Here is a 17,024-nt window from a genome sequence, read left to right as displayed (position 1 = left end):
TTGTAAGTGCTTTTATATATAATTAAAAATAATTAGAAAATGTAAGTGTTTTTATTAAGGGGTATAAAACTTCAAAAAGGAGGACGTTATGTATAGGGCAGATGATTCGCGTTATGGGAAAATGTCATACCACCGATGTGGTAATAGCGGATTAAAATTACCGGCTATTTCACTTGGTCTATGGCACAATTTTGGGGATACGACATCTTATGAAAACAGTCGTGAGATGATTACAACGGCATTTGATCATGGTATTAATCACTTTGATTTAGCCAATAATTATGGACCTCCTGTAGGTGCTGCGGAAATGACTTTTGGTCGTGTTTTAAAGGACGATTTAAAACATTATCGTGATGAGATATTAATTTCAACAAAAGCAGGATATAAAAATTGGGAAGGTCCGTATGGGGATTTTGGTTCTAAAAAACATTTACTGGCCAGTCTTGATCGAAGTTTAAAACGAATGGATTTAGATTATGTGGACATTTTTTATCATCATCGACCAGATAAGGAAACTCCAATTGAAGAAACAATGAGCGCACTCGCTCAGATGGTTAAACAGGGAAAAGCTTTATACATTGGATTATCTAAGTATAATGTGGAGGAAACCAAGGAAGCCTTAGCAATTTTAAAAGATTTAAAAACACCTTGCTTAATTCATCAAACAAATTATTCTATGTTAAATCGTACAAATGAAGAGGGATTATTTGATTTACTTGAAAGAGAAAAGATTGGAGCCATTACGTTTTCCGCAATGGCAGGCGGTAAGTTAACCAATCGATACTTAAATGGAATACCAGAAGATTCTCGTGCTGGAAAGGATGAAATGAAAGCATCAGATATTACGCCTGAATTAATAGCAAAAGTAAAACTATTAAATAAGATAGCACAGAGTAGAGGACAATCTTTGGCCCAAATGGCAGTCTCGTGGGTTTTGAAAAATCAAACAGTGACTTCTGTTATTGTAGGAGCAAGTCGTACGAGCCAGATTATTGATACAAAAGAAGCCGTTCATCAGACAGAGTTTAGTGCAGAAGAGTTAAAAATGATAGACGCTATTCTTTTAGGAAAAATGATCTAATTAATCATAAGAAATGTCTGATGCATCTAATAAATGAAGAGCGATATAATCATCTAAATGTAATTGAATGATTATTAAGTTGTAAAACTGAATATATTTGATGATTTAGACAAATAATGAAGTATTAAAAATAATAGAAGTTATATGGGTGGTAAAAATGAATATTAGACAAGCAACAGAGGCAGATGTATTAGAAGTTGCAAGATTGGCTTTAATGTTATGGCCTGAGCATTCTATGCATGCCATCGCATTAGAAATTTATGAAACAATTAATAGTAAGCAGGGGGCCTTTTTCTTAGCCTATGATGAAGAAGTAAAAGAGGCCGTTGGCTTTTCTCAAGTTTCTTTAAGAAATGATTATGTTGAAGGAACAAAAAATACCCCAGTTGGTTATCTTGAAGGATTATTTGTCTTAGAAGGATACCGTCTAAGAGGAATTGGCCAAGAATTATTAAGGCAATGTGAAGATTGGGCAAGAGCACATGAATGTGAAGAATTTGCAAGTGATTGTGAGTTAAGCAATGTAGAAAGTTTAAACTTCCATAGTCGCGTAGGATTTAAAGAAGCAAATCGAATTATTTGTTTTACAAAGTCATTAGTTGAATAACTATAAAAAGAGGAAGTCCTTTATTAAAATGGGCTTCCTCTTTTTACGTCATCAAAATAGTTAGTAAATAATAAAACAAACACAATAAATAAAATAATGCATATAGCGGCTGTTTTTGCATTAAACTGATTCATCATCTCACTTCCTTCTAAGCGATAAAGTGAATTTGAGTCTCATTAAATTATATGTCAAAAATGAAGAGGAAATGACATTCTATGAACTTAATGATGGAGTAGATGAAAAAAATTAGATGTAATTAATAGATTTTAAATTTTTATTGAGACATAATATACTATAAATTTATCTACTGTACCATTATTAAATTTAACTGATTCTTAACCTTCATTAACGTATAATTAAAATAAAAATTAAGAAGGTGATATGATGAAGATTTTATTAATAGAAGATGAAGAAGATTTAATTGAAGCATTGGCTCACGGATTAAAGAAGAATGGGTATGTTGTAGATATGGCAACAGATGGACGTGATGGGCTCGAACTTTCATATATAAATGATTATGATTTGATTATACTAGACTTGAATTTACCCTCAATGGATGGACTGGATATTTTAACCGAGATTCGAAAACGGGATCAAGAATGTAAAATCTTGATTTTATCAGCACGTTCTGATTATTCGCAGCGCATTGAAGGTCTTGATAAAGGAGCAAATGATTATTTAGTTAAACCGTTTGATTTTGGAGAATTATTAGCACGTACACGGGCCTTATTACGACGAACATTTATTCAACAAAATACACAACTAAAGCACGGTGATTTAATAATCGATACAGCAAAAAGATGTGTGATGTATCATCAACAACCTGTTGAGTTATCACCAAAGGAGTTTGCATTCTTGAATATTTAATGCTTCATAAAGGTCGAGCGGTTAGTGCGGAGGAAATTATGGAGCATGTCTGGCATAGCGATAATGATATGTTTTCGAATGCAGTCAAGGTACACATTAGCACGTTGCGTAAAAAATTAAGTGTTTATAGTAAAGAAGACATCATTTTAAATATTAGGGGTGCCGGTTATATTATTCATGAAAGAGGTGATTCAAATGTTTAAAAATATATCACTTCGAATCCAAATGACGATTTTAACAACATTGATTTTAGTTATTGTATCCGTTATTTTAACAGTGACATCTGTTTATAATGTAAATCAAACTCTAGTTGCCCCTATGTATTCAGCTCTAACAACAGCCCCAAGCTTTATTGAATCTGGACAGTATTTGGATTCAACGAACCCATACATGTATGAGATAGATCAATCTATTGAATTTATGATGCCTGTAGAATCAATAGTGAGTCTGTCTTATGCGGAGGAAGTAATTGCCGCTGGAACAAGTAGTTTTAGGTTATCGGCATTTGGTTCTATGATTTTAATTATTATTGTGGCAGCAGGATTTATTTATTATGTTCTTGGAAAATTTCTAAATCCTGTCAAACAGTTAAGTGATGAAATAGAATTAATAAATGAAAAACGTCTTTCTCAACGATTAATCGGATTTAATACATCGGGGGAGTTACAAGAGTTATCGCATTCTTTTAATATGATGTTAGATCGATTAGATCGTGCTTTTGAATCACAAAAGCGATTTTCATCGGATGCTGCACATGAATTAAAGACACCGCTAACGGTCCTTAAAACAAAACTAGATGTATTAGAAATGGATGCCAATGTGGAAATAGACGATTATCAAAACTTCGTAGAGGTGGCGAAAAAGCAAACAGAACGAATGATTAATTTAGTTGATCATTTGTTTATTTTATCCGCTCAACAAGATTATGAATTAAGTGATGAGGTTTATTTAGACTATGTATTTATTGATATTTTAGAAGATTTAAAGACTGCTATTGAATCTAAAAATTTAACAGTAGAGTATGAACCATGTGATATCACGATGACCTCTAATCAGATTATGTTAACGCATGCTTTTTCTAATTTAATTCAAAGTGCGATTAAGTATAATCATGATAAAGGGTCGATTGCTATTAGAACAAGTGTAGAAGAACAATCTTTGATAGTTGAGGTCATAGATACTGGAATTGGAATTCCAAAGGAACAGTCAGAACATATTTTTAATGCTTTTTATTGTGTTGATCCGTCACGTTCGCGTAAATTTGGTGGCGCAGGTCTTGGGCTTGCTATTACAAAAGATGTGATTGAGCGTCACCAAGGAACGATTGAATATTTACCGAATTCAGATGGAGGAAGTATTTTTAAAGTTATATTACCGATTTAAAAATCTCTATTTCAATATAGAGATTTTTTTTATTTAAATAGCTCTTAACCAAATCTTAACCAAGTATTTGTTAAGATAGGTGTGTAAAAGCGAGAGAGAATTTAAGATGGAAATATAAGAGGAGAGGAATTATGAAGAAGAAAGTGTCTAAAAAGAAAATCATTAGTCTAGCTAGCCTTATCTTAGTCATTTGTATTATTAGTGGTGTCACACTTGCAAATGCAAATAAAGATGAAGAGTTCGTAGAACCAATTAGAGAGTATCCAGTAAGTCGAGGTGACATCGTAGCGGGATTCAATGGAGCAGGAAGTTTAAAGCTCGAGGCAAAAGATTATAATTTTTCCGAACCGGTTATGGTGGAAGAGTTTTTTGTAAAGGTAGGAGATGCGATTAAAGCAGGAGATCCTCTTGCTAAGATTTCAGGTGAAGCAATCCAAAAGCAGTTAGAAGATTTAAATGAACAATTAACTAAAGCAAATATGGCATTAGAGCAAGCCAAGAATGCTAAGGAACTCAATATTTTAAATAATGAAAAATCGTGGAACCAGGTTACACAATCTAGTCAGGAACAATATAACAGTGAGAAATCTGTTGTTGAATCAGAACTTAAAAAATTGGATGAGCAGTTAGCAAATATTCAAACTAAAAAGCATGAAATTACGCAAAAGATTAATGAGTTAGAAGTAACTCAGGTACAAGCTAACAATGAAGCACCTGATTTAGAGGAGGAAGGAACTAATCCTGAAATCTTATTAAATTCTGATGAAGAACTTCAACAGTTAAGACAGCAATTATCGGATTTAGAACAACAAGAAGAAAGCGTCAGAGCACAAATTAACGATGCGATTGCTCGTAAAAATGATATAGATTGGCGTCGTGATAAGGAAGTGCAAAAAGAACAACAGGAAGCATCAAGTAATAAACAAATAAATGATAAAACATTGATTGAGATGGATCAATCAATTCAGTTAGCTTCTATGGAAGTGGAGAAAATTCAAAAAGAAATTTCTAAAGTAAAAGAATTAAGTGAAAATAATACCTTAGTATCGGATGTAGACGGAATTGTAACATCGCTTGGGTATACACCAAATACGATGACTTCAACTGATAAGCCAGTCGTTACGATTGGAACATTAGATATGGTGACAGCTGTAATTGGGGTATCACAAAATGATGTCAATAAATTAGAAGAAGGACAAGTTGTTCAATTAGAGGTAAATGCATATCCTGGTGAAAAGTTAATGGCTAAAGTAAAGTCTATTAATTATGTCCCTAGTAATGAAGGTGGATCAGTTGTTTATAAGGTAACTGTTGAACTAGATTCGACTGAACGTGCACTTCTTGAAGGAATGACGGTAAATGCAAAGTTCATCATTAAAGAAGTGAAGGATGTTTTAATATTATCTAATAAGGCCATTACGTTAGTTGATGGAAAACAGATGGTAAAGGTAAAACGTAAAGATGGAACAATTGAAGACGTTGAGATTACAACGGGGTTTTCTGATGGTCGTGTCAGTGAAATTAAAAATGGTTTAAGTGAAGGTGACATTGTTGTAGTAGGAGGTTAAAAAGATGAAGTTATTACAAATGCTACGCATCGTTATGATTAACATTCTACAAAACAAAGTAAAAGTAATGTTAACTTCAATTGGAATTATTGTGGGATCGGTCACGATTGTCATGGTTATTGCCATTGGTCGTGGGGGAGAAGAAGAAGTAAAGGCACAGTTTAGTGGGTTAAGTGCCGAAACTGTTTATGTTAATTTGGATTACATGAAGATAGGAAATAAAGATTTTAGTGAAATTCCTAAATTAACACAAGATCTTATGGAACAAATGATGGATGAAAGCCAGACACTTAAGGGTATTTATTTAAGGGGGGATGCTTATAGCGAAGTAACGTTAAATGGAAAAACTGAATATATTTCCGTGACTGGAGTGACAGAAGGATATTCATTAGTTTCAAATCTTGAAACAGCTTATGGTGAGAATATTTCTGAATTTGATGTTGAAGAAATGACGAGTGTAGCGGTTATTGGTGAGGGCATTGCAAAGAAATATTATCCTAATGTAGAAGAAGCTATTGGGAGTACGATTAGAATTGGAGATAAAGCATTTACGATTATCGGAATATTAGAACGAAAAGGAGATGGACTTCAAGGATTAAGTGCAGATGATACGATTTTCATTCCATTTACAACAGCAGAGCAATCAATTCTTAATGAGTATACAATGCCTCAAATTGTCGCTTTATCTAAAGACTTATCAACCGTTAAGTTTTCGATGAAAGAGATGAAAAGTACACTAAACTATGTTTTAGATGATGGTAGTTATTACACGTTAGAAGATGCAGGAAGTCGTATTGAAGCTGCCACTCAATCAGCAGGAACGATGAATATGCTACTGATTGCAATGGCGACGATTGTCTTTATTGTGGGTGGAATTGGAATCATGAACGTTTTATTCTTATCCATTAAAGAAAGAACGAAAGAAATAGGAATTTTAAAAGCGTTAGGAAGTTCGAAAGAAGAGATTTTACTACAATTCCTTTTTGAATCAGTGATTATTAGTACCTTTGGTGGCATTATGGGAGTGCTACTTAGCTATCTATTAATGCCATTGATGAAATATACGAATACACCCGTATCACCTTCGATTGAAGGGCAAATTATTTCGATTATATTTGCAATGATTACAGGAACCCTTTTCGGACTATATCCAGCATATAAAGCATCACAATTAAAACCAATCGAAGCATTGTCATATGAGTAGAAACATTGTAATTCGGGTAAACAATGTACCAAAAATAATAAAAATGAGAGGAAGATAAAGATGAAAAAGATAGTAATGACAACAGTTAGTGCAATGGTATTAGTAGGTTTAGTAGGATGTGGGTTTAACATACCAACAGATAAGGAGACACCTAAACAAGAAGTAGCAGGTGAAGGAACGACTGTATCATCTGGTGAGAATGAAACAGCAGATTTTCAAAATGTAACGCAAGTTTATGGAAAAGTTAAAAGTATCATTGGAAATGAAATTGAAGTGAGTTTAGCTAAAAACCCATTTGAACTTTCGGAGGAGGAGTTAGAGGCATTAGAGGGAGAAATTGAATTAGAAGGCGGAATGGAAATAGGACAGGCTGTTACTGTCACCGATAGTATTGCTGCTATGCCATCAGATGGTGAAGGTGGAAATTTTAGTTTACTGATAGGAGAACAGGAACCTTTAGAGTTAGGGTATACAGGTGAAACAAAAAGCTTTACAATTCCAACGGGAACGACTATTTTAAACTATTTAACCGGTGGAGAGGGAAGTATTAATGATATTAAAGAAGGATCGGTTATTGCGATTGCGATGGATGGAGAAGAGGACAATCAAAAAGTATTTGCAGTAGATATTATGGAGTAGACATATGGAAACTTTAATTCAATTAAAAGATATTAATAAATCATATGGACTAGGAGATAAGTCACTTCATGTTTTGAAAAACATTGATTTTGAGGTAAAGAAGGGTGAGTTTGTTTCGATACTTGGGGCATCTGGATCAGGAAAATCAACTTTAATGAATATACTAGGTGGGATGGATACTCTAGATGAAGGGCAATATTTCATTGATGGACAAGCAGTACATGACTGTGATGATCATGATTTAGCCTTAATTCGTAATCAATATATAGGCTTTATCTTTCAACGGTATCATCTAATTCCACAATATACAGTTTTACAGAATGTGATTATGCCCTTACTGATTAGAGGAATGTCGAGACATGAGGCAACTGAGGTGGCAATGGAAAGTATTAAGATGGTCGGGTTAGGGGATAGAATCGCTCATAAACCAAATGAACTTTCTGGAGGTCAGCAACAACGTGTTGCAATTGCACGAGCACTTGTAACTAAACCTTCTTTATTATTAGCAGATGAACCAACAGGGGCATTAGATTCACAGACGGGAAAAGAAATATTAGAATTATTTAAGTATTTAAATGAAGCGGGAAATACCATTGTGATGATTACGCATGATAAAAATGTAGCTAACTCTAGCAAAAGAATCGTTTATTTAAATGATGGTGTATTAAGTGAATAAAAAAGCTGTCCTTTAATTTGGCAGCTTTTTTTTTAATATTTCAAGACGTTAAATACTATAGAAATCGAAAGACTCCAAGAATGTAGGTGGTAGGAAATACTAGAATGTTAGGAATAAAAATAACAATGCCAAACTAGAATTGCGATTACGATTTCATGCCGATATATTTTTAAAATCATAAAATGTTTTGAATGCAATTTAAGATCATTTTGATGATAAATTAAGCATAATAAACCTATCTCAATCAGGACAAAAAATAATTCTTCCATCAAAGAACAAGTAAAATCCTAATATTGAAAGTATGATAGGATGTTTCATTTCTTTATTTCATTTCATTTCATGTGGAATTATTTTATCAAATGAAACAAAAAAAGACGATTAAACGTCTTTCTTTGAGTTCATTGTATAATGTTTTAAGAACCAATATAAATGATAAAAAACAGCAATTAAGTAAGCAAAGTAAGCAATCTTTGTTAAGAAAAATGAGTCAATGACACTACAAACACATACAATTGCAGCAGTTGTCCATTCATGTTTATAAAGAGATTGATAGTTTGTTTTATCTCTTATTTGTTCAATTGCTTTTTTACGTTTAATTAAGAAATAAATACCAATTGCCATAAAGAAAAAGATAATCAATAACTCTACTATCAATGCTGTCATTCCTTGATTGGCATAACTTCCTAATTTTGATAAAGAATATAAACTACTGAAAAAGAATATATAAAACCATAATGTTAATTTTTGAATTTTAATTGGCATAAAATGTCCTCCTTTGTCCTTCGTCATTATACTATAAAATAGCACAAAAAAGGTGTTTTCGTATAGAAAACACCTTTTTGTAATCCAATCGATACCCACTACATTTAGACCACAATCGTATTTAAACATCCAACTTCATGAGCGATATTTTCAAGATGAGCCATCATCTTATCACTTGGTGTTTGCATGTTCAATGAATTCTTTCTAACTCCGAGGTTACGGTACTTAATCAGCTTATATCTGATATCATGTCCGCTAATACGAATGGCTACCTCACGAATCGTTTCCTCATTATCAAAAAGTTCTGGAACGATAACGGTACGAACTTCATAAAGTTTTTTTGTTTTGATTAAGTAGTCTAAATTTTTTAATACCATATCATTGGGTGCCTTAATGTATTTTTTGTGGATGACTGAATCCCATACTTTAACATCAAGCATGACACCATCTGTTAACGACATTAAGTCATGGTGAAGAGACAAATCAGTCGAACCATTTGTATCAATGAAGCAAGTTAATCCCGCTTCTTTTGCTTTTTTGAAAAGTTCAATTAGGAAAGGAGCTTGTAGGGTACATTCTCCCCCCGATACTGTAATCCCTTGAATAAATGGGCGATAATTCATGATGTCGTTCATAATGTCATCAGCAGTCAGTAATTTATATTTTGGGGTACTATTACGATGACATTTTTTTGTACAGGCATCACATTCCACACATTTTGAAACATCGAATTTAACGAGACGATCCACGCGAGATAAAGCTTGAACAGGGCAGGCACTTACACACATACTGCAATTAATACAGTGATTAATTGTTTCAGGATTATGACAATAAACACAGTCAAAATTACATCCTTGTAAGAAGATAGCTGTTCGATTACCAGGACCATCCACGGAACTAAACGGGATAATCTTATTTAGATATCCCTTCATTATCGTACCTTGCGATCGTAAACTTTACCGTTACGAACTTGTCCTTGACCTAAAACAACCGTATCTTGTAATGTTGCAATTCCTTGATCTAATTTTGCGATTTCGCTACGTTTAACAAGGTATCCTGTAATACGAATCACATCAGCATCTGATGAGTATAATGAGAAGTAGCGCATTCCCTCTTTGAAAGCCCCTTGAATAATATTCAAGATAAATTCAGGGTTGTTCGCGGCATTTAATTCGAATGGGAAGATATCCCCAGTTCCAGAAGGAAAGTATTTATGGAATCGAGCTGTTTGTTTTAAGTGTTTCCAAAGCTCTGGTTCTTCACCAATAGGAATACGAGCACCCGGACTTGTATTAATATCATCTCCGATACCTACTTGAGCGTGAAGTAATAAACGCTCATTAGTCACTGTACAATGCTTACTTTCAAAGTTTTTAATGAAATCTTCCATTGTGTCCATGATGCGAACTCCTAAATCATCAGCAACTTTCGAATGTCCGAATTTATCTTCTAATTTTTCTGCTTTTAATAAGATGTTGACACATTCAGCAAGTCCAACAAGTCCAAACATTGAAGTAAAGCGATCTTTAGAGATAAATCCTTCTGTTACTAAGAAGTTTGTTTCAAAGAATGTACTTTCTTCTACAATGTAGCGGATACGTTCGTTAATATAGTTAGCCATGCAAGTCATTGCATGAGGTAATTTATTATTCATGAAATCTTCAATGTCAGATGCAGTTTCAGCTAGCTTTGATAAACGCATACGAACTAGTGTATGGGCCCCTCCGCCAACATGAAGTCCATTATAGCAGCTTGCAATCCCATAGTCACCTAAATCTTCTGTAAACATTGCATGATTTGCAAAGCTTGGTTTAGCCGTTTTTAAAGCAGTTTTAATCGCTTCAATCGCTAAGTCATCTGGTGTTTCTTCACTATACTTTAATGTTAAGTTTGGAATCGCGTTTTCAAGTTCACGCTCAACCTCTAAAATGATTTTAGCAGCACGAGTTGGTTTTGGCCCTAAGTTAGCATGGCAGAATGAATCTGTAATCGTGCGGTCTAATTGTGTTAAGAATAAGCGAATTGCTAATTTTGCTTCTTCTTCATCTACAATGAATGGCTCTAATAAGTAATCGATATTTCCAATGTAAACTGGCATCGTCGTAATAGATGGAACATGTTTATAGAAAATTAATAAGTAGTTTGTTGCTTCCCAAATATTTGTCGGTGGCTCTAATTGTAAGAATTTTGAACCTTCTTTCATGAACTTTTCATAGTTAGGAAGGATATATCGTGGTCGGTAAGGGACGTTTCCTTCAAATAAATCACAGATAATCCCTGCATCACGTAATTTTTGAGTTTCTTCTGAAATATTTAAAACTTCAACACTGTTTTCTGCAAAACGTGCTAAAGATACAACTTTTTGTTCGAATGTTAATGTTTTATCTTTAACGATTTGTTCAACACCGTTCATACTCTCACCTCATAGATTATTTTCTTACATGATGTCATTACTTGACGATTTGTGTAAGAGTTCATTATAACATGTTTGAAAGCAGCTAGACTACAGTAGATTTTAACTAATCTTTACATTTAATCCACAGAATGGTCACAAAAAATGTAAGCGTTAAAATATAATTGAATAGATAGTGAGACTACAGGGGAGGGGATAGTTTTGAAGAAAGTATTAGTGATTGGCGGAACAACATTCGATTCGATTGTTTATTTAGATAAATTGCCACAAGGTCAGCCACAAACATTATTTGCGAGCTCACCACTTAATGAAACATTAGGTTCAACAGGAGCGGGGAAAGCTTTAAATTTAACAAAACTCGGGATTGATACGACGCTTCATTCAGTTATCGGAGACGATGAATATGGTCATAAAATTATTCGAAAATTAAAAGACGCTGGTGTAAATTTTGAGTACGACTTTGATCCACTCGGAACAGAGAGACATGTGAATTTACTTGATCCACTTGGACAACGAATTTCTATTTTTGTGACACAAGGTTCTGCTCAACCAGCATTAGATTTAGAGCGCTTAGAGAAATTAATTATGGAATGTGATATCGTCGTTTTAAATATCATCAGTTACACAAAACAGCTCATCAAACTTATCGAAAAACATCAAAAACCAATATGGACTGATTTACATGATTATAATCTGGAAAATCCATATCACCAACCATACATTGAAGCAGCTAATTACATCTTTGTTAGCTCAGATAATTTACCAGAATATCATGAAACGATGTTGCAATGGATGAGTCAGGGGAAAGAATTAATTGTTTGTACACATGGTAGTGGTGGGGCAACAGCCCTAACGAAAACGGGCGAATGGATTGAACTTCCGATTATTTCTGATTATAAATTTAAAGATGCGAACGGTGCAGGTGATAGTTTCTTTAGTGGTTTTTTATATGCGTATTTGAATGGGAAATCAATAATAGACTGTATGAAATATGCTACTATTTTAGGGGGACTTTGCATTAGCTCATATGAACTAGCGCATGAAAAATTAAGTGCAGAGTTAGTAGAACAGCACTTTTTAAAATATTATAATTGACATTTATAGGTGATAAATCTATAATCTAGTTAACTATAAAGATAAAATTAAAAAGGAGACGATTTCTAATGAATACATTTAATGTGCAATTAAATAATTGGCGTAACTGGTCATACTAGACAGGTTTGTATTCTTAGATTGAAGTCATTCATCATAGATACAAGCCGTATACGGTAGTATCTATGATGACCAAATATATTTTTCGTGGTCACATAGAGTTTAAACAATGTGACCTTTTTATTATCCTAGGCAAAAAGGGTCACATTGTAACTTCAATGTGGCCCTTTTAATTTTATCGTTATAGTTGTGAAAGGAGAAAAATCATGTCAGTTAACAATAAACGAGAAACATTTAGTTCCAAATTTGGCTTTTTGATTTCATGTGTTGGAGCCGCACTTGGACTCGGGAATATATGGTTATTCTCATATCGCTTAGGCGCTTATGGAGGAGCTGCATTTTTAATTCCATATTTCATCTTTATTTTTATATTAGGAACAACTGGACTTATTACGGAGTTTTCATTCGGACGACTTTTTAAGGCAGGAGCACCGACTGGAATTCGTGAAATATTTAGATCGCGTAAACTAAAAGGTGCAAAAATAATTTCTTTAATACCAGTGCTTGGGGTAGCAGGAGTTTTCATGTTTTACTCTGTTGTAGTCGGGTGGATATTAAAATACTTTATATTAAGTGTAACAGGAGAGTTAATGACTTTGGATGCTACCGCATTTTTTAATCAATTTGCTGGTTCAACATCATCCGTTATTTGGTTAATTATCGCCATGTTAACAACTGTTTTAATTGTGAAAATAGGTGTTGCAAAAGGCATTGAAAAACTAAATAAAATTGCCATGCCACTTCTTTTAATCCTATTTATCATTTTAATTATTCGTTCTGTCACATTACCTGGAGCGGAAGTTGGGATCGAATACTTATTAAAACCAAGATGGGAGTATTTATTAAAAGTTGATACTTGGGTAATAGCCCTTGGGCAGGCCTTTTTCTCGGTTTCTCTGAGTGGATGTTCATTGGTTGTTTATGGAAGTTATACAAATGATAGATATGATATTGTTTCAGCATCATTTCAAATGGCTATCTTTGATACAATAGCCGCTTTACTAGCATCATTTATCATCGTTCCAGCGACCTTTGCTTTCGGATTTGATCCGGCATCAGGACCCGCGTTACTTTTCATTACATTACCTGCGATTTTTAAAGTGATGCCATATGGAAATATTATGGCTATTATCTTTTTCTTAAGTATTATCTTTGCTGCTATTTCCTCATCAATTGGGATGTTAGAGGGACCTGTTGAAGCGTTAATGACAAGTAGACATTTATCCCGTGCAAAATCAACCATTATCATCTCATTGATTTGCTTACTGCTTGCGATACCATTAGCTGTTAATATGGAATGGTTTAATTTGTTTGCAGACTTTATAACGATTATTTTATCCCCAGTTGGCACAATGATTACAGCAATTGCATTCTTTTACTTATACAAAGGGGATATTTTAGACGAAGTTAATAAAGGTGCTAAATACTCATTAGGAAAATCATTTGTTTATTTTGGAAAATTAATTTTCGTGCCAATGACAATCCTTGTTATTTTATTGGGGATTATTTACGGAGGTATCGGTTAATAAATGGAATAAACTGTAATAAATGTGTTTGAGATATGTTGACAATGTGTACATGAGGTGATAACATACTCCTAACACATCATTTAAATTCGTTGAAGAGAAAGAGTAAGTTAGTTTAATATCTCACAGAGAGTCGATGTTAGCTGAGAATCGATGGTCATGAATTAACTGAAAATCATCTCGAAGAAGTAAGGCTGAAATAAAAGTAAGTCTTATCGGGTCTCTTTTCCCGTTATCAAATAAAGTCATTAAAGCCTGATAAAAGGTGAGATGAGTAGAGTGCTATAGTCTTTTTTAGATTATAGAATTTGGGTGGTACCACGGAGAATTTTCGTCCCTTGATTAATCAAGGGGCTTTTTTTATGTGGAATTACCCCATTAGAGGAGGGGAGCTAAGAGCCTAACGGCTACTTAGCATGGGGGCCCAGGGGCTTTTTTTATATTTAGAATTACCCCATTGGTTGAGGAAACCTCTCTATGAGAGGATAAGGACTCCAGGGGATTTTATTACCTGCTAGAGGAGGATAGTTGAGAGTCTAATAGCTACTTGGCATGATGATATGTGTTTTTATTTGAAAGGGGGAATTTTTATGGAGTCAGATATTTGTGGTGATATTAGAAATTGAAAGTGTTTATATGGAGTTATGTTATTAAAGGGGGATTTCCCTACACAAGAAGGAGACGATTTAATGAATAAGTTATCAAGAAAAGATTTATTGTTAGTTGGTTTGATGTTATTTTCTTTATTCTTTGGAGCAGGAAATTTAATTTTTCCACCGTTTTTAGGTCAGTCAGCGGGGGTTAATACATGGATATCGATGCTTGGTTTTTTTATTACAGCTGTAGGATTTCCGGTTCTTGGAGTTGTGGCAGTTGCAAAATCTAAGGGGCTATATCATTTAGCAAATCGTGTGAATCCTGTTTTTGCGTCAGTTTTTACTGTATTAATTTATTTATCAATTGGTCCTGGACTTGGGATTCCACGTGCAGGAAGTTTACCGTTTGAAATGGCAGTCTCACCTTATTTACCAGAGTATTTCTCGGTTGCATTAGCGCGTTTATTATTTACAGCAGTTTTCTTTGTTATTGCGTATTGGTTATCCTTAACGCCAACAAAGTTAGTAGATCGAATGGGGAAAGTTTTGACACCAACCTTATTAATCTTAATTTCTTTGATTGTTTTAGGGGCTATTTTAAAACCACTAGGAACTTACGGAGTTGCAACAGGTAATTATAAAAGTTCTGCGTTTGTTCAAGGGTTTTTAGATGGATACTTAACTATGGATACGATCGCAGCATTAAATTTTGGAATTGTGATTGCATTAGCAATTAAGTCAAAAGGACTAGAAGATGAAAAAGCGATTGTCAGTACAACGGTTAAAGCAGGAATTTTTGCCGGAATTTTATTAATTTTAATTTATTCAATTCTAGGCCATTTAGGTGCGATGAGTGGGGGCTTATACGGAGCGACTGAAAATGGAGCTCAAACATTAACTAATGTCATGACTTATATCTTTGGTCAACCGGGAGCGATTCTTTTAGCCATTGTCTTTACATTAGCTTGTTTAACAACATGTGTTGGATTAATTACATCTTGTGGACAATATTTTGCAACGTTAACACCTAAATTAACTTATCAACATTGGGCGGCTATTTTATCGTTAGTGAGCATGGTGTTAGCGAATATGGGATTAAATCAAATTTTAGGAATCTCAGTTCCAATCTTAAATGCTATCTATCCAGTTGCCATTATGCTAATCATCTTAGCCATGGTCAATCGCGTTATCAATGGAAGCCGTGCTGTCTATAGCTTAACTATTTTATTCACCGCCACAATTAGTATTTTAGATGCTTTAGGCCAAGTTGGGTTACAGTTTGGATTTGTTTCGACGCTATTAAAAAAATTACCTCTTTATGAACAAGGATTAGGATGGGTAATTCCAGCCCTTCTTGGATTGGTTATCGGGGGTTTATATGAGTTTATATCGAGTAAACAAACAGAATCAGTTTCAGACTATTTAGCAGAATAATAAGTGAGGAGGCCATGCCTCCTTTTAAATTTAACAAAAATTCCCCCTCCTTTTTACATGGTCTATTTTGTGGTATATTGATAGTAGGTGAAGAATTAGGAGGGAATAACTATTGAAATGTAAACACTGTGATTTCGAGAACTTAGATCAGGCTACGTATTGTAGTGGATGTGGAAAGCCATTAAATGAATCTAATGATGTCGTGACACAATCTAAAAATTTTGAAACGAAAAATAGACGAATTTTAATTAGCGTTATGAGTATATTAGGAATAGGGTTAGCAATGATCATCGCATGGATGATTCTTAGACCCAATCAACTTGAACTTGCAAAAGAAGCCTATCAATCAGATGATTTAACAGCTTACGAAAATGTTGAAAGTAAGCTTTCAAAAGAACAAAAAACTGAATTTGATGCATACCTGATTGAAGAAGCTCAATCAATTTTTGATGCTTTTAAATCAGATGGATTATTTTATAAAGAAGCTGTTCGTCGACTTGAAAAAATTAAGTTATATGTTATTCAAACAGATGAAGTCAATACCATTATGACTCAATTAGAATCGTTAAATAGTTCACGCCAAGCATATAATGAAGGAAAGTCATGGATTGAGGCAAAAGAGTGGGACAATGCTAAAGCTTCATTTGAAGCCGTATTACCATTAGATCCAAATTACGATTTTGCACTTCGTTATTTAGAATCGATTCAAAGATGGCAACTACAAGAAATAGGAGCAAAGGCATTAGATTATCTAGAACAAGAAGACTATGAGAAAGCCGTGAATGAAATTATGAAAGGCTTAGAAATTGATCCAACTAATGAAACGTTATTGAATATTAAACAAACAATTCAAGATGCGTTAAACACTCCTCCAGTTATTGAAGAGGCACCACAGGAGCAACCTAAAGGATTAGGAGAAATGATTAAAGACGGACTTCAAGCAGTTGGAGATGGAATCAAATCATTCTTTGATGGTAGCTGGCTTGAAAATTAAAGATGAAAAATAGCATGATCTAAAAGCTTTAGAATTTTGTTACAATACTTATATTAAAAAAT

Annotated in this window: 16 protein-coding genes and 1 other annotated feature; of the genes, 13 read left to right on the top strand and 3 right to left on the bottom strand. The window is 33.9% G+C overall.

What is annotated here, in order from left to right; genetic code table 11:
* Positions 1 to 88: 88 nt before the first annotated feature.
* The 9 genes from HMPREF9402_RS08150 to HMPREF9402_RS08110 all read left to right on the top strand — a co-directional run bounded on the left by HMPREF9402_RS08150 (position 89) and on the right by HMPREF9402_RS08110 (position 8,025).
* The gene (locus HMPREF9402_RS08150; protein WP_009607106.1) at positions 89 to 1,081 is read left to right on the top strand and encodes an aldo/keto reductase; all 993 of its coding nucleotides are present in this window, start codon (positions 89 to 91) and stop codon (positions 1,079 to 1,081) included.
* 157 nt (positions 1,082 to 1,238) lie between these two features.
* Positions 1,239 to 1,688 (top strand): aminoglycoside 6'-N-acetyltransferase, encoded by a 450-nt coding sequence (aac(6'), locus tag HMPREF9402_RS08145; RefSeq protein ID WP_009607088.1) that lies wholly within the window; start codon positions 1,239 to 1,241, stop codon positions 1,686 to 1,688.
* Between the two features lie 384 nt (positions 1,689 to 2,072).
* Positions 2,073 to 2,555, top strand: coding sequence for a response regulator transcription factor (locus HMPREF9402_RS08140; RefSeq protein ID WP_006784077.1), 483 nt, complete (start codon positions 2,073 to 2,075; stop codon positions 2,553 to 2,555).
* A gap of 38 nt (positions 2,556 to 2,593) precedes the next feature.
* Positions 2,594 to 2,758 carry a winged helix-turn-helix domain-containing protein gene (locus tag HMPREF9402_RS08135; RefSeq protein ID WP_006784076.1) on the top strand — a complete coding sequence of 55 codons (165 nt, stop codon included), beginning with the start codon at positions 2,594 to 2,596 and terminating at the stop codon, positions 2,756 to 2,758.
* Complete coding sequence (locus HMPREF9402_RS08130) at positions 2,751 to 3,938, top strand: sensor histidine kinase (RefSeq protein WP_009607112.1); 1,188 nt, start codon at positions 2,751 to 2,753, stop codon at positions 3,936 to 3,938. Before HMPREF9402_RS08135 ends, HMPREF9402_RS08130 begins: the two co-directional genes overlap by 8 nt.
* Positions 3,939 to 4,069: 131 nt before the next feature.
* A complete protein-coding gene (locus tag HMPREF9402_RS08125; protein WP_009607094.1) occupies positions 4,070 to 5,506 on the top strand; it encodes an efflux RND transporter periplasmic adaptor subunit in 1,437 nt (478 codons plus the stop codon).
* A gap of 4 nt (positions 5,507 to 5,510) precedes the next feature.
* Positions 5,511 to 6,710 carry an ABC transporter permease gene (locus tag HMPREF9402_RS08120; RefSeq protein WP_009607087.1) on the top strand — a complete coding sequence of 400 codons (1,200 nt, stop codon included), beginning with the start codon at positions 5,511 to 5,513 and terminating at the stop codon, positions 6,708 to 6,710.
* Positions 6,711 to 6,770: 60 nt separating this feature from the next.
* A complete protein-coding gene (locus tag HMPREF9402_RS08115) occupies positions 6,771 to 7,349 on the top strand; it encodes a hypothetical protein (protein WP_009607108.1) in 579 nt (192 codons plus the stop codon).
* A 4-nt stretch (positions 7,350 to 7,353) separates the two neighbouring features.
* Positions 7,354 to 8,025 (top strand): ABC transporter ATP-binding protein, encoded by a 672-nt coding sequence (locus HMPREF9402_RS08110; RefSeq protein WP_009607102.1) that lies wholly within the window; start codon positions 7,354 to 7,356, stop codon positions 8,023 to 8,025.
* A gap of 378 nt (positions 8,026 to 8,403) precedes the next feature.
* Here HMPREF9402_RS08110 and HMPREF9402_RS08105 read toward each other — a convergent pair whose 3' ends face one another.
* From HMPREF9402_RS08105 to HMPREF9402_RS08095, 3 genes are all read right to left on the bottom strand, one after another.
* Positions 8,404 to 8,787, bottom strand: coding sequence for a hypothetical protein (locus HMPREF9402_RS08105; RefSeq protein WP_006784070.1), 384 nt, complete (start codon positions 8,785 to 8,787; stop codon positions 8,404 to 8,406).
* Between the two features lie 104 nt (positions 8,788 to 8,891).
* Positions 8,892 to 9,719, bottom strand: coding sequence for a YjjW family glycine radical enzyme activase (locus HMPREF9402_RS08100; RefSeq protein WP_009607091.1), 828 nt, complete (start codon positions 9,717 to 9,719; stop codon positions 8,892 to 8,894).
* Positions 9,719 to 11,200, bottom strand: a complete 1,482-nt coding sequence (locus tag HMPREF9402_RS08095) for a YjjI family glycine radical enzyme (protein ID WP_006784068.1) — start codon at positions 11,198 to 11,200, stop codon at positions 9,719 to 9,721. Before HMPREF9402_RS08095 ends, HMPREF9402_RS08100 begins: the two co-directional genes overlap by 1 nt.
* Positions 11,201 to 11,401: 201 nt before the next feature.
* Between HMPREF9402_RS08095 and HMPREF9402_RS08090 the strand changes: the two genes are divergently transcribed.
* The 4 genes from HMPREF9402_RS08090 (at position 11,402) to HMPREF9402_RS08075 (ending at position 16,962) form a co-directional block, all read left to right on the top strand.
* Entirely contained in the window at positions 11,402 to 12,295 is an 894-nt protein-coding gene (locus tag HMPREF9402_RS08090; protein ID WP_009607096.1) for a carbohydrate kinase family protein, read from the top strand.
* 323 nt (positions 12,296 to 12,618) lie between these two features.
* Positions 12,619 to 13,938: a sodium-dependent transporter gene (locus HMPREF9402_RS08085; RefSeq protein WP_009607110.1), complete on the top strand. Its 1,320-nt coding sequence runs from the start codon at positions 12,619 to 12,621 to the stop codon at positions 13,936 to 13,938.
* An 83-nt stretch (positions 13,939 to 14,021) separates the two neighbouring features.
* Positions 14,022 to 14,280, top strand: a binding site (T-box leader).
* Between the two features lie 347 nt (positions 14,281 to 14,627).
* The gene (brnQ, locus tag HMPREF9402_RS08080) at positions 14,628 to 15,968 is read left to right on the top strand and encodes a branched-chain amino acid transport system II carrier protein (RefSeq protein WP_039930901.1); all 1,341 of its coding nucleotides are present in this window, start codon (positions 14,628 to 14,630) and stop codon (positions 15,966 to 15,968) included.
* A 112-nt stretch (positions 15,969 to 16,080) separates the two neighbouring features.
* Complete coding sequence (locus HMPREF9402_RS08075) at positions 16,081 to 16,962, top strand: zinc ribbon domain-containing protein (RefSeq protein ID WP_009607098.1); 882 nt, start codon at positions 16,081 to 16,083, stop codon at positions 16,960 to 16,962.
* Positions 16,963 to 17,024 lie beyond the last annotated feature (62 nt).

Origin of the sequence: Turicibacter sp. HGF1 (genome assembly GCF_000191865.1) — a bacterium.
Classification (GTDB): domain Bacteria; phylum Bacillota_I; class Bacilli_A; order MOL361; family Turicibacteraceae; genus Turicibacter; species Turicibacter sanguinis.
Note: the sequence above shows the minus strand (reverse complement) of the source record. Positions and strands in the feature narration are given on the sequence as shown.

What these genes read in the sequence shown, in the direction of transcription:
- HMPREF9402_RS08095 (WP_006784068.1), bottom strand. Translation starts at nt 11,200, where the DNA reads ATGAACGGTGTTGAACAAATCGTTAAAGATAAAACATTAACATTCGAA.
- HMPREF9402_RS08150 (WP_009607106.1), top strand. Translation starts at nt 89, where the DNA reads ATGTATAGGGCAGATGATTCGCGTTATGGGAAAATGTCATACCACCGA.
- HMPREF9402_RS08135 (WP_006784076.1), top strand. Translation starts at nt 2,594, where the DNA reads ATGGAGCATGTCTGGCATAGCGATAATGATATGTTTTCGAATGCAGTC.
- HMPREF9402_RS08120 (WP_009607087.1), top strand. Translation starts at nt 5,511, where the DNA reads ATGAAGTTATTACAAATGCTACGCATCGTTATGATTAACATTCTACAA.
- HMPREF9402_RS08100 (WP_009607091.1), bottom strand. Translation starts at nt 9,719, where the DNA reads ATGAAGGGATATCTAAATAAGATTATCCCGTTTAGTTCCGTGGATGGT.
- brnQ (WP_039930901.1), top strand. Translation starts at nt 14,628, where the DNA reads ATGAATAAGTTATCAAGAAAAGATTTATTGTTAGTTGGTTTGATGTTA.
- HMPREF9402_RS08115 (WP_009607108.1), top strand. Translation starts at nt 6,771, where the DNA reads ATGAAAAAGATAGTAATGACAACAGTTAGTGCAATGGTATTAGTAGGT.
- HMPREF9402_RS08105 (WP_006784070.1), bottom strand. Translation starts at nt 8,787, where the DNA reads ATGCCAATTAAAATTCAAAAATTAACATTATGGTTTTATATATTCTTT.
- HMPREF9402_RS08125 (WP_009607094.1), top strand. Translation starts at nt 4,070, where the DNA reads ATGAAGAAGAAAGTGTCTAAAAAGAAAATCATTAGTCTAGCTAGCCTT.
- HMPREF9402_RS08130 (WP_009607112.1), top strand. Translation starts at nt 2,751, where the DNA reads ATGTTTAAAAATATATCACTTCGAATCCAAATGACGATTTTAACAACA.
- HMPREF9402_RS08110 (WP_009607102.1), top strand. Translation starts at nt 7,354, where the DNA reads ATGGAAACTTTAATTCAATTAAAAGATATTAATAAATCATATGGACTA.
- HMPREF9402_RS08085 (WP_009607110.1), top strand. Translation starts at nt 12,619, where the DNA reads ATGTCAGTTAACAATAAACGAGAAACATTTAGTTCCAAATTTGGCTTT.
- HMPREF9402_RS08140 (WP_006784077.1), top strand. Translation starts at nt 2,073, where the DNA reads ATGAAGATTTTATTAATAGAAGATGAAGAAGATTTAATTGAAGCATTG.